Source organism: Deltaproteobacteria bacterium (genome assembly GCA_023382265.1).
Lineage (GTDB): Bacteria > JAMCPX01 > JAMCPX01 > JAMCPX01 > JAMCPX01 > JAMCPX01.
Map to the genome: position 1 here is coordinate 1 of JAMCPX010000044.1, position 11,992 is coordinate 11,992.

Here is an 11,992-nt window from a genome sequence, read left to right on the forward strand (position 1 = left end):
ATTGACGACTGCTGTTATAACTCCGTTTGGTGATACCGGATTTGGTAACGCTGTTATACTATTTATCACCGGTGCACTATCACCCTGCGTGCTTAAGGCAATTACCCCAATTGCATACATTCCGTTACTGTCCGACACCTCTATTGTCGCCGTGCCGGTCATGCCGTAGCCGGACGGTGCTGTGATGGTGGCCGTCTGGCTGTTTACACTGGATGGTGACACAATCCACGGACTTGTTGCCGTCCATGTGTAAGTAAGTGCAAGATTTGTAGCACTCTGTGCAATGACAGTTGTTGTAACAAGCTCTCCTGGAGCTGCCGGTAATCCTACAACAGAAAGACTCTGTATCACCGGCATGGTTGGACCGGTTATACCCTGTGCACCTTGCTGACCATTGGAACCATTTGTTCCGTTTGAACCGGCAGGACCTTGCGGACCTGTTGCTCCTGTTTGACCGTTAGAACCGGCAGGACCTTGCGGACCTGTTGCTCCTGTTTTACCGTTCGAACCTGAACATCCTGCGATAAGCAGCAGGACAAACAATGAAAAGATAAAAAATGCTTTGATGGTGACTTTCATACAAACCTCCTTTTGATCTATTTTATACTATACATTTAATATTCGGCGGCCGATTTCGATGCATCTTTCCGATTGCACACTTATTGTGCGCGAAAATAGAAATTGTCAATACTATTGTAGAAGAGCTTTTACGAAACGAAGGGCCGTCCCATATTTCTGTTTCTCTTTGGAAAAAGACTTGTGGTTAGATATTACATGACTCAATACAAAATCCAAACAAAGTATTTTGCAGCCAACGAGGCTTACTCCCATATCGTCTTATTTGCTTGCAATCTGATAAACTGATTCATGTGTATTAAGTATCTGTAAAATCATTCTTCTATTAGCAGACAGAGATTATAAATCCCGCTGCATCACATTGGTTAAATTATTTACAGTGGTGGGCACACAGTCTTTTTTAAGAGCAGATACCACAAAAAATGGCACTGCAGAGAGTTTAAGCGCTGCCCACCAGATATTTAAGATTATTACACATATTTAATACCACTTTTTCATATCAATTGTTTTCACTTATGACGACACCTATCTGATACGCTTCCTTATTCTTCAATACATACCAGATACGCGATAATAACTTCTTCGCTATTCGTATTATCGCCTTATTCTTCCTCATCCGAAAAGAAAGTTTTTTGAATGCCATCATTAACGCAGGATCATTCCTCACTGCTATCCATGTATTCTCTATTAATAATTCTCTTAAAACGGGATTCTGCCTGTTCGTTAGTCCAGTGTTAGGTATCTCCTCTCCAGTTGAATGTTCTCCAGGATATAAACCACAGTATCCATTCAGTTTATCGAAAGACCCAAATTTATTGATGTCCATTAACACCGTTAAAAGTATCATCGCTGACAAACTGCTTATCCCTGGTATTGTTACCAAATTCCTTACATCGGTCTTGTATGGCTCTTGCCTTGATAATGCCCTTATTTGGTGCATGCTATAATAAATCTTACTTCGCAGATGATTCAGTTCTTCAATTAATACCTTAAATGCTTCGTTGCCGCTATCATGCTGAAAACGAAGCTGTTCAAGCCATTGCATGTATCGCTTTGACCGGTATGTCCCTACTTCCCTGTCTGAAATCTCTCTACCCAAAAAAGAGAGTATCGCCTTTATCTTATTCTTACACCGCGTCTGCTTGCTTACCATATCACGCCTTGCGCGGACCAAAAGACGATCCTCTTGTTGCTTACGAGTCGGTATATACCCTGATTCAAATTCTCTATTCCTTAGTCCTCTCGCCAGTTTCCGAGCATCTATTTGTATTCGTCTTCGTTGAATATTCTTTGTATTTCGTCGGCACATCCTCAGGATTTACAACCATACACTCTATCCCGCTCTCCCGTAACTGCTCGTGTATCCGGTACCCACTGTATCCTGCTTCATACACACAGTGGTAATGTGCACAGGGAAAATTATGATGCAAATAATGTATTAATGTCTTAGTCTTCGGTGTCTGATTAAAAGTCTTGTGTTCCATATCCCCTACCAGAATACATGTTTGCCAGCTCTTCTTGCCAATATCTAAACCCACGTAAATGTCCTGTCCTGCAAAGTCCAATGTATTTGCCTTTTGCATTTTATTCCTCCTTTTTTTAATATCCTTTACTTTAAATGAAGAGATCTACTTTTTAAACATAATGTCTTTTTTTAGTAGGGGGATCAGATGTGTTGTTAGAAATGATATACCAATAAGCTCAAAACAGGTCTGCAACCAGTAATTAAAAAAGGGCGGGGAGAACCCCGCTCTGGTTAAATACCGGTTCTTTTTATAAATGCAGTCTTTTGATTGTTTTATCAAGTTCTTTTCTAACAATGACTCGCATTATGGTAATCATCCTGTCTTCTATCCTATAAAGAACCCTATAATCTCCGGAGCGAAGCCGGTACAGCGGTGGCTTAAATCCCTTTAATTTCTTAATGCCTGCTCCTGATACAAGAGGATTTGCAGACAACGTTTTAATTGCAGCAACTATTTGTTCACGGAACCTCAACTGGATATCCTGCAAATCATCAATATAAAGTCAACAAAGCAATGAAAAAATTAAAAGTAAGGATAAATAACGAGTTACGAGACTACGGTTTGTCAAAGATATAATTCCGTTAGTATTTAATCGGTACCATACATCACCAATAATTTAACCACATTTACCACCAATCTTAACGGCTGCTAAGCCTTCTGAAAAATCGGCTGTATCATCATACTGGGGAATGATGAGGCGTACAATCGTCTGCAAATCCTTATTTTAAGCATGGTTAAAGAAGATTGCCGGGGAAGGGAATTGAACCCTTATGTCCCGGAGGACGGGGGATTTTGAGTCCCCTGCGTCTACCAGTTCCGCCACCCCGGCGCGCAGCCTTGTCTTATCAAGATGTATTCTACATACCATTTTTGTTGTTTTATCAAGTAAATTGATAAGAAAAAACCGACGGGTCACAGGCTTCCATCTTTGCCACTCTTGATTGGCTGGATTTTAAGAGTTTCACCAGTTGTTCATGCGTATGGTTTCTCCTGCTGCTTCAAAAAACTATATCTGACATGCAGGATTTTTTTCAAATGCATTGCATGGATCAATGCTTGTGCCTGAATGACGGCGGGATTGCAGACCTATATTTTTTTCCGTTTACAAGACTTGCCGTTGTAATTGCTGATTCACCAAACCGCATATTTATATCATCCATTATCTTGAATGCCTGCCTTAGCTTTCTATCCGGCAGGAATAATGATTCTGTTGAGTATCTCGATAAGTCTGATGCTGTTATGCCCACAAGCCTTACAGGCATTTTAATCCTATGCTGTTTTAATAGTGCAATACCGGCATTGTAGATATCTATAGTTGAGTCTGTTGTTACAGAGAGTTTTTTGTGAAAAGATATGGTCTCAAAATTACTATACCTTAGAATCAGCTCGATACCCTTACATTGAAAACCTTCGTACCTCAGCCTTTGTCCAACGAGCTCGGATAATTCCAGTATATATACCTTTAGCCTGTCCATATCAATGCAATTCCTGTCAAGTGTCATGCTATTACCTATAGATTTTGCATCCGGGGATAATTTTTGCAGGATGACAGGTTCATTGTCTGCTCCCCTTGCCATGTGATAGAGTCTCACGCCAAATATACCAAACATACCTCTCAATCTTTGCAGAGATAACATTGATAGTTCACCGCATGTCTTAATGCCAATTTTCAATAATTCCTTTGTTGTATTTGGTCCTATACCCGGTACATTACTTACCGACAGTTGAGGAAGCCGTGTCTTTGCGTAATACTCATCTATAATGAAGATACCATCCGGTTTATTCAGATCACTCGCTATCTTTGCAAGCAGTTTGTTCGATGCTATGCCAACAGAACAGGTCAGGTTTAGCTCGCGTTTTATGCGGTGCTTTACATCTCTCGCAATGGTCAACGGATCCCCGATCAGCTTATCAGAGCCGCTAACGTCCATGAAAGCCTCATCAATGGAGTAGGATTCTACAAACGGCGTAAAATCGCATAGTATCTTCATGAATGCCTGTGAATACTTCCTGTATTCATCAATATGTGCCCTTGCAAGTATGATATCCGCATACTTTTCCCTGGCCTCGCCTATGGTCATACCCGTCTTCACGCCGTACTTCCTTGCCTCATAAGAAGGTGAAAGCACAACAGTCCTTTTCCCTGCGCCGATAACAGCAATAGGCTTACCTATAAGAGACGGATCAATTATCCTCTCCACGGATGCAAAGTACGCATCCATATCAACATGCAGTATAGACCTGTTCATCTGATCAATTTATAATTATCAACCATAATAACTGTACACATTTATTTTATAGTATAGAAAGCATGATGCCGGTTTGAATCACCTGCAGCCAGATAACTCCGGTGCAGTTAACCTGAGTAAATACGAAGGGTATAAAAATGTCTTAATTTGAAATTGGATTATCACATTTAAGGCCGTATTTTTTAATACATTATGTAGGCTGACACAAACCTTTAAGACACTAATGTAATGTAAGAAATCTGTCTGCCTTCTTTCCCTGCTCTATATGAATAAAAATCCTCGGAACATCGCGTGCATATATCAATATTAAATATGTTGCTTTCAGGCACTCCGTTGGATGTAATTTCATATCCTGCCATTTTTCTTAGATTGAGTAGCCATTTTTGTTTTGTTTTTTCTTTAAATGCATCCCCTGTATCCATTGTACTGCTTATGCTTTCGAATACATCCCTGCCTATTTCATAACAACAACTGCCTATTGATGGGCCTATGGCTAAATAGGTATGTTCGGGTCTTGCATTATAAAAATTTTTAAGCAAGTCAATAGTATTTGAGATAACCCTGTTTACAATGCCCCTCCATCCTGAATGTATTACGCCTATTAACATTGATTCTGGATTGTAAAGGAGAATCGGCAAACAATCAGCAGTTTTAACACCCAGTTTAACATTTTTCATATTGGTAAGCATTGCATCTGCGACAGGAAGATAATTTAAATTTGAACTATCTACGATAAAAACAGTATTCGTGTGCCTTTGCTTCATAAGAATAATATCTTCCGGATACACGGTGTGAATAGAACCAAAACCGTGATCGAGTTCTTGGAATTTCTTAAAATATTCTATTTTAAGAAATTCATTGTTCATCCGTAATTCTCATTAGCCATTCTGGAAACGGTGCTGCGAAATTCATCATTACCTTATAAATGGGGTGCTCAAAACTTATTGCGTAGGCAAATAAGGCAACACCCTCAAAGTTTGAGAAGGCATATTGCAGCTTTTTATCTTTGAATTCCATTTTTCTCTTTGAATACACATGGTCACCTACGATTGGATAACCCATATCGCTTAATTGTGCTCTGAGTTGATGTGTTCTGCCGGTCTTGGGCAATAGCATAAGCATGCTTGCATCTAAAAACCTTTTCAATACCCTGTATTGTGTTATAGCCTCTTTACCTTTCGATACTTTTGTAGTCATCCTCTTTCGATCGGAATGAAGACGGCTAATTAGGCTCTCTATTACATCCGTTTCCTTAGGAAGAATCCCGTACACACAGGCTATGTATATTTTACTTATTGTCCTATCTTTAAACATTCTTACAAAAGCATGGTGAGCTACATTGTTTTTCGCTATGATCAACAAACCAGATGTGGGTTTATCAAGTCTATGAACTATACCAGCCCTGAGCGGCCCGCCCACATCAGATAGCGGTATGTTCATATAGAGAAGTCCATTAACCACCGTATCTTCCATTGCGTTTAAACTCGGGTGTGTGGATATCCCTGCCGGTTTATTTATAATTAGCATATGTTCATCTTCATATATTACGGGCAGATGAATAGCCTGCGGGATCGGGACGTATTCGTGACTTATAGATCGTTTGATATTTACCTGTATCAGTTCGTTTCCCAGTATGCGGTAATCGGGTTTTTTTAATGCAACACTGTTTACCGCAATAAGGCCTTCTTTTATCGCAAGCTTTACTTTTTCACGTGTAAAGGAATTCAATTGAGAGGTTAAAAAGGCGTCCAGCCTTTTACCCTTATCTGTCTGAGAAGGGGAAAGCTGTTTTTGTATTACATCCATATTACCAGATTTTTGATTTTATTTTCTGCCCTGTAAGCTTTATTATAACATCGGCAATGGCTCTGTCGTATACGCGCAGCATATCTTGGTTATCTCTGGAGTCTGGCGATAGTCTGCTTATAAATAATATCCTGCCCTCATCCATCTCATCTTTCATAACTTCGTAAAAGTTATCGTTCTCAATGCCCTGCTTCACTTTCTCCTGGTTATATAGTGCAATATCGGATGCTATCGCTCTCGCAAGCCTTCTTGCATCATTTTCGTTTGATATCGGCTGTTGCATATACTCCTCTTTATCCTCTTATTTTAATTAAATCGTTTAACTTGTCAATCTGTATTAATGTTGCATTCATTCCGCTTTCTATCATATCCTTATATTTGCCAAAATCAGTCCATTCTATGTTATCAAGTTCTGGTTTTATAACAATATCTGCTGTTTTCAGCTGTTCTTCTTTTGCAATATACCTGAATATGGAGTTTGATCTCCAGACTAGATCAATACCTCTTAACGGTTTTTGTACTGGGTCGAGTGGAGATGAAACGTCAACCGCTATTACAATATCAGCACCAAGCTGTTTTGCATACCTTATAGGTACAGTATCTATGAGACTTCCATCAACAAGAAGTGTATCATCCTTTTTTATAGCAGGCAGGATTCCTGGTATGGCAGAGCTTGCCATAAGCGACTCTCTAATACTTCCTTTGTCTATACTGATAACCGTACCATTTAATATGTCTACGGCGATAGCAGAGAATTTTACCGGTAGTTCTTCAATATTTGTATCCTCTATAAGTATATTAATTAACTTTCTATAAGTTTCTTCTGATATGAATGAAAGTCTTGTCAGAGAAGAGGCATAGAATATGCCTGTAAAAAAATGTCTTCGTATCGATTCAAAGATGTTGCCCTTTTCTTCTTTCTTACCGCGAATATAATCAAGCTTTATACTTCTGAATTCTTTACTGCTTAACATGGAAATGAGTCTTTGCTCTATTATATGTGGATCCTGATGTTTGGCATAGATTGCTCCTACAATAGCACCTGCACTTGTTCCAGAGATACAATGAAATTTAATTCCCCTTTCATGCAGAAACTTAATCACCCCTATATGTGCTATGCCTCTTGCTCCCCCTCCTCCCAGTGCAAGCCCTATTTTGATCATATGACAGTATTACATTTCCAGTTCAACATTCCAGTAAGACGCATCAATAATGTTGAGGAATGGAGCCCATTCTTTATATAAATGATGCCTGAAATTGAATACAGAGTATGGTGTCCATTCCGGCTTTGCAGGCTTTCTTCTCAATTTCATAGCTGCCTGCTCTGGTGTTCTTCCGCCTTTTTTCTTATTACAATCAACACAACTGCACACTACATTTTCCCATGTACTTAAGCCGCCGAGAGAACGGGGAATTATATGATCTATATTTAACTCTGCTCTTGCGAATTTTCTTCCACAATATTGGCACGTATCTTTATCTCTTGAAAAAATATTCATTCTTGAAAATCGGACGTGTTTTTTTGGTAAGCGATCATAGGCGGTAAGCACAATAACCCTTGGTACCTTTATAACCCTGTTGACAATGCCTACGATATCGTCATCATATTCTGCCTTTAATTGAGCCCAATCATTAAAATTAAATACAATGAACTGATCATCAACAACTCTGGCAATACCTTGATATAAAAGGATAAAAGCCCGCTTAACCGTTGTTATGTTTACAGGAAGAAACGATTTGTTTAGAACTAAAACCTCTGTAGCTAAAACACTCATATGTTTTTTACATTCTTTAATATTTCTGTTATGAGTACTTCGCTTCCATAAGTGGCATTCTGTTTTACAAGCTCTTCTACTCGATTCTGATCCCTTTTTCTAAAAGCTTCCACTATTTCTTTATGCTGTGTTATTGAACCTTCTATTTTACCGCTCATTGTTAAAGCTATTCTAAATCTCTGGAATTGCTGTGTTAAAGATTTAAGAAGCTGATAAAGTTTGTCATTGCCGCAATTCTTTAAAAATCTTTCATGAAATTCATTGTGCAGTTTAAAAGCTGCCCGCCATTCGCCGTTTTTATGAACGATTTCAAATTTATTATTCAAATCATCCATTTTTCTGATATCTTCTTCTGATATCCTGTTGCATGCAAGTCTTGCAGCGTATCCTTCAAGAATACTTTTTATTGCATAAAATTCTCTAATGTCTTTTTCCGTTATAGGTGCAACAAAAGCACCCCTATGAGGCGTAACTTTTATAAATCCCTCTGATTCAAGTTGTCTCATTGCCTCTCTTATGGGTGTTCTGCTTATGTTGAACTTATTAGCCATTTCAGCTTCTGCAACACGCTCATCGGGTTTAAGTATACCTTTAATAATAGCATCTCTTATAGTATCTGCTATCTGTTCTCTTAATGTTTGTTTTTTTTGAAGATCGATTTGTTTTATGCTCATAATGTTTTTTGTATACAAAATACAATAGAATAAGTCAACATTTATATGTTACGTTATTTATTTGTTTATAACAAAACCATTAAATGGAATTTCAACCTTACGCATCGTATTCAACGTCGTATAAAGAGTAATATTCCCCTTAATCATGCCGGCCCGCAGACCCGGTTTTAAAAAGACATTCAACCTATATTTTTCATCATTCTGTTTTGCGGAGGTAATTTTTAATATGTTCGGTTTAATCTCAATTCCGGTTATTTTAAATGCTTTGCCATGCTGTGAAGATACGGATACTGTAAAATGTGACTGCGTTATCCCTTTTTTAATGATACCAAAATTGAGTTTGCCTGGGTTAGTTATAATATCCCCTACAATATTACCTATGACAGGTACATAATAAAAAGGCTTTGATTTGCTTGTAGAAAAAACTGTAATAAACGCATTTAATGGTCCCAAAGTAGCGTCTGGGACGATATCTACATTGATGGTGCCCCGAGTAATCGATTCGCTGCTGTAAGAAACTTTTATAAATGAGGTTGAAGAGGTTACAGATGTTATTTTTATACCAGGCGATATTATCTGTACATTGATTTTTTTATTTGTGATTGCACCCTTTTTTATAGAACCAAAAAATATTATGGATGGGTCTAAGACTACTTTTGCTGTAACATCACCTGTAAGGGTAAGCATCGTTACAGGTGTTTTCTGATCATTTGTTGCAACCATAATCGTTTTTGTTACCATCCCGGAATAATTTACAGAATCAAAGTGTACGCTAATTTCACCTTCTTTACCCGGTTCAATCTCCCTTGATGATGTAATAGCAGCAGTACAGTTGCAGGTCGGAGTCACATTATTAATAATGAGCTTTGACGTCCCGGTATTCTTAAATTTAAATTTATGTGCTACCATTGTTCCCTGAATAATGGTCCCAAAGTTAAATGTAGGTTGGGCAAAAGTAATACTTGGAGCATGGATAGTTACCTTATTCGTATTAGATTTGCACCCTGCAATAATTAGTAATACTGTAAAGGATATTAGTAAATATAAGTTTTTTTTCATAAAAGCTCCTCTTTCAATTAGCATTACATAAAATCATACCAAATTAAAAATAATATCGCAATATATCTAAGTAAACCCTGATAAAAACGCAGGTCACCAGGCTCAATCCAAAAAACGCAATAGTTGAGTCTGTTCTTTCAACGCCGTGATCCACATGCGATAGGATGCGTAATGTCTTTTTTTGTAAATCGATCGGACATGCTTCAAGCATTATGGTCAATCGTCTTATCTATAAAATATTTCATCTTTATCTTATAAACGAAATCACTCACTCCAATTATGATAGAACCTACCGTACCTTTAAATGGATTATCGTACCTCTATTGTTTTATCAAAATGGCAGGGAACGAAGCTGGTCGTAAACCATTTTGTTATTTTTTTCTCCGACATAATTAATGATAGCTTTACCATTTATATTCTTCCGGCTTACTGACTCATCCTTCCCTTACGGGATTTAAATGAATGCATACGGACAGTTCCTTTGCATATGCATCAGCATCGGGGAGCATTGCTTTCGACCATGTAAAAGATGCCCTATCCTTTGTCTCCTGTTATTAAAATACGTCGCATGTGAACCATTTATATACCGCATAATGCCGGAAAGGTCTGCCAGTGGCGTATCAAGTAAAAGATTGTAATGGTTGTTCGTCAGGCAATGCACATGTATGACAGCGCCATACCTCTGTACCGCGGTTTCCAAATAGAATAAAAATCTTCTGCGATCCCTTTCATTTACATAAATATTTTTCTTCTCATTTCCGCGTGTTGTAACATGGTAGAATGCTTCTGCATATTCTATTCTTAACGGTCGCGACATAATATTCGTAATACATCAAATCAAACCATTTGTCAAATGAGTACAGGGTGACCGGAAATTCAGATTTTCCAAAATTAACTTCAATAAAATCAGCTACTTAACAAATCAAAACAGGGTAAAAATCATATTCTCTGTCAGCCATGGAAACCCTGATCACATTTCTCTTTTTATTGCATTCCCTAATCTCATAAATTACTATTATTGACGTAACAATACTTGCGCCTGTAGCCCAGTGGATAGAGCGACGGACTCCGGCTCCGTAGGCCAGGGGTTCAAATCCCCTCAGGCGCTTTTGTTTTTCAAAATATTTTATTTCACAAGCTTGACGAGAATAAATACTATGTTAAGAGAAATGCATGAATAAAAAACAGATATTGATTATAATCGGTAGCAGCTCTGACGAGAAATTCATGTCAGAATGTGTAAAGATACTTGATTCATTTCATGCCGGATACGAGATGATTGTTTCATCCGCGCATAGAACGCCTGATAAAACAAGGCAGCTTGCAAAAAGTGCGAAAGAAAAAGGATTCAACATTATTATAGCAGGTGCCGGAGGTGCAGCCCATCTTGCCGGAGCAATTGCTTCGGAAACGGTTTTACCTGTTATCGGCGTGCCACTACCAACATCTTATCTTTCTGGTATGGATGCACTGTTATCTACCGTTCAGATGCCGGGCGGTATACCTGTAGCGACCGTTGCAATAGGAGAATCGGGCGCTAAGAACGCAGCACTTCTTGCGATTGAGATACTGGCATTAAACGATCACTCTCTGTATAAAAAACTCATTGAGTATCGGCTCTCATTTGAGAAAAATATTAATAAAAAGCGAAGTTGATTATAAAACTCACCGACATTTTATCCGGTAAAGACGATATAGAATTTATCTCTGATTATCTTATGCATGGAGGGATAATGGTTTACCCAACAGATACCGTTTATGGAATAGGATGTAATGCTTTTGATACAAGCGCTGTTAAAATGATTGTAAGCGTAAAACAAAGAGAGCAAAAAAAACCTTTTATAATACTCGTAAGAGACAAAGAGATGTTGCAGCAGATGGTCCGGGATATTGGTACAGATGCAGGTGATTTAATAAATAGATTTTGGCCTGGTCCGCTTACGATCGTATTCAAAGCAAGATCCTCTATAAACAAGTTACTTACCGTAAATACGGGTACAATAGCGGTAAGACAATCATCACATCCTTTTATAGAATATCTGTTCAAAACGTTTGAATACCCTCTTGTTTCGACAAGTGCCAACATCTCAAATGAAACGCCAGCTTCATCCATAGGCGAGCTCAATCCGGCGATCATAAACAAGGTTGACCTGATCATTGATGGCGGCAGAATAAATAAAACACCATCCACGGTAGTTGATGCAACATCTAAAAAAATAAAGTATATAAGGGAAGGAAAAATTAAAAAAAATACTATAGAAAGGTTTTTACATGACAGAGATAAAAGCATTTAATGGAACACGGTACAATAACATTATAATAGATAT

Annotated in this window: 15 protein-coding genes and 2 tRNA genes; 3 read left to right on the forward strand and 14 right to left on the reverse strand. The window is 38.2% G+C overall.

Translation table 11 applies throughout. The features are described from left to right. The 14 genes from M1381_08210 to M1381_08275 form a co-directional block, all read right to left on the reverse strand. Nucleotides 1-579: collagen-like protein (locus tag M1381_08210; protein ID MCL4479062.1), on the reverse strand; the 579-nt coding region annotated here is incomplete at its 3' end. A gap of 496 nt (nucleotides 580-1,075) precedes the next feature. Continuing rightward, nucleotides 1,076-1,729 carry a transposase gene (locus M1381_08215; protein ID MCL4479063.1) on the reverse strand — a complete coding sequence of 218 codons (654 nt, stop codon included), beginning with the start codon at nucleotides 1,727-1,729 and terminating at the stop codon, nucleotides 1,076-1,078. A gap of 73 nt (nucleotides 1,730-1,802) precedes the next feature. Continuing rightward, nucleotides 1,803-2,159, reverse strand: coding sequence for a hypothetical protein (locus tag M1381_08220; protein ID MCL4479064.1), 357 nt, complete (start codon nucleotides 2,157-2,159; stop codon nucleotides 1,803-1,805). 190 nt (nucleotides 2,160-2,349) lie between these two features. After that, a complete protein-coding gene (locus tag M1381_08225) occupies nucleotides 2,350-2,574 on the reverse strand; it encodes a type II toxin-antitoxin system RelE/ParE family toxin (GenBank protein ID MCL4479065.1) in 225 nt (74 codons plus the stop codon). Between the two features lie 273 nt (nucleotides 2,575-2,847). Continuing rightward, a tRNA-Leu gene (locus tag M1381_08230) sits at nucleotides 2,848-2,931 on the reverse strand. A 220-nt stretch (nucleotides 2,932-3,151) separates the two neighbouring features. Then, the gene (gene dinB, locus M1381_08235) at nucleotides 3,152-4,351 is read right to left on the reverse strand and encodes a DNA polymerase IV (protein MCL4479066.1); all 1,200 of its coding nucleotides are present in this window, start codon (nucleotides 4,349-4,351) and stop codon (nucleotides 3,152-3,154) included. Nucleotides 4,352-4,563: 212 nt separating this feature from the next. Then, nucleotides 4,564-5,217, reverse strand: coding sequence for a peptidoglycan editing factor PgeF (gene pgeF, locus M1381_08240; protein MCL4479067.1), 654 nt, complete (start codon nucleotides 5,215-5,217; stop codon nucleotides 4,564-4,566). Next, nucleotides 5,207-6,157, reverse strand: a complete 951-nt coding sequence (locus M1381_08245; protein ID MCL4479068.1) for an RluA family pseudouridine synthase — start codon at nucleotides 6,155-6,157, stop codon at nucleotides 5,207-5,209. Before M1381_08245 ends, pgeF begins: the two co-directional genes overlap by 11 nt. 1 nt (nucleotide 6,158) lies before the next feature. Then, the gene (locus M1381_08250) at nucleotides 6,159-6,440 is read right to left on the reverse strand and encodes a hypothetical protein (GenBank protein MCL4479069.1); all 282 of its coding nucleotides are present in this window, start codon (nucleotides 6,438-6,440) and stop codon (nucleotides 6,159-6,161) included. Nucleotides 6,441-6,450: 10 nt separating this feature from the next. Further along, a complete protein-coding gene (locus tag M1381_08255; GenBank protein MCL4479070.1) occupies nucleotides 6,451-7,320 on the reverse strand; it encodes a patatin-like phospholipase family protein in 870 nt (289 codons plus the stop codon). A 9-nt stretch (nucleotides 7,321-7,329) separates the two neighbouring features. After that, nucleotides 7,330-7,932: an HNH endonuclease gene (locus M1381_08260; GenBank protein ID MCL4479071.1), complete on the reverse strand. Its 603-nt coding sequence runs from the start codon at nucleotides 7,930-7,932 to the stop codon at nucleotides 7,330-7,332. After that, complete coding sequence (locus M1381_08265) at nucleotides 7,929-8,606, reverse strand: GntR family transcriptional regulator (GenBank protein MCL4479072.1); 678 nt, start codon at nucleotides 8,604-8,606, stop codon at nucleotides 7,929-7,931. The genes M1381_08260 and M1381_08265 overlap by 4 nt, the downstream gene beginning before the upstream one ends. Nucleotides 8,607-8,663: 57 nt before the next feature. Next, nucleotides 8,664-9,665 (reverse strand): DUF1573 domain-containing protein, encoded by a 1,002-nt coding sequence (locus tag M1381_08270; GenBank protein MCL4479073.1) that lies wholly within the window; start codon nucleotides 9,663-9,665, stop codon nucleotides 8,664-8,666. Nucleotides 9,666-10,119: 454 nt separating this feature from the next. Further along, nucleotides 10,120-10,482: a transposase gene (locus M1381_08275; protein MCL4479074.1), complete on the reverse strand. Its 363-nt coding sequence runs from the start codon at nucleotides 10,480-10,482 to the stop codon at nucleotides 10,120-10,122. Between the two features lie 218 nt (nucleotides 10,483-10,700). Here M1381_08275 and M1381_08280 point away from each other — a divergent pair. From M1381_08280 to M1381_08290, 3 genes are all read left to right on the forward strand, one after another. Then, a tRNA-Arg gene (locus tag M1381_08280) sits at nucleotides 10,701-10,773 on the forward strand. A 65-nt stretch (nucleotides 10,774-10,838) separates the two neighbouring features. Further along, nucleotides 10,839-11,321, forward strand: coding sequence for a 5-(carboxyamino)imidazole ribonucleotide mutase (gene purE / locus M1381_08285; GenBank protein ID MCL4479075.1), 483 nt, complete (start codon nucleotides 10,839-10,841; stop codon nucleotides 11,319-11,321). Between the two features lie 77 nt (nucleotides 11,322-11,398). Further along, nucleotides 11,399-11,959, forward strand: coding sequence for an L-threonylcarbamoyladenylate synthase (locus M1381_08290; GenBank protein MCL4479076.1), 561 nt, complete (start codon nucleotides 11,399-11,401; stop codon nucleotides 11,957-11,959). The last annotated feature ends 33 nt before the right edge of the window (nucleotides 11,960-11,992 follow it).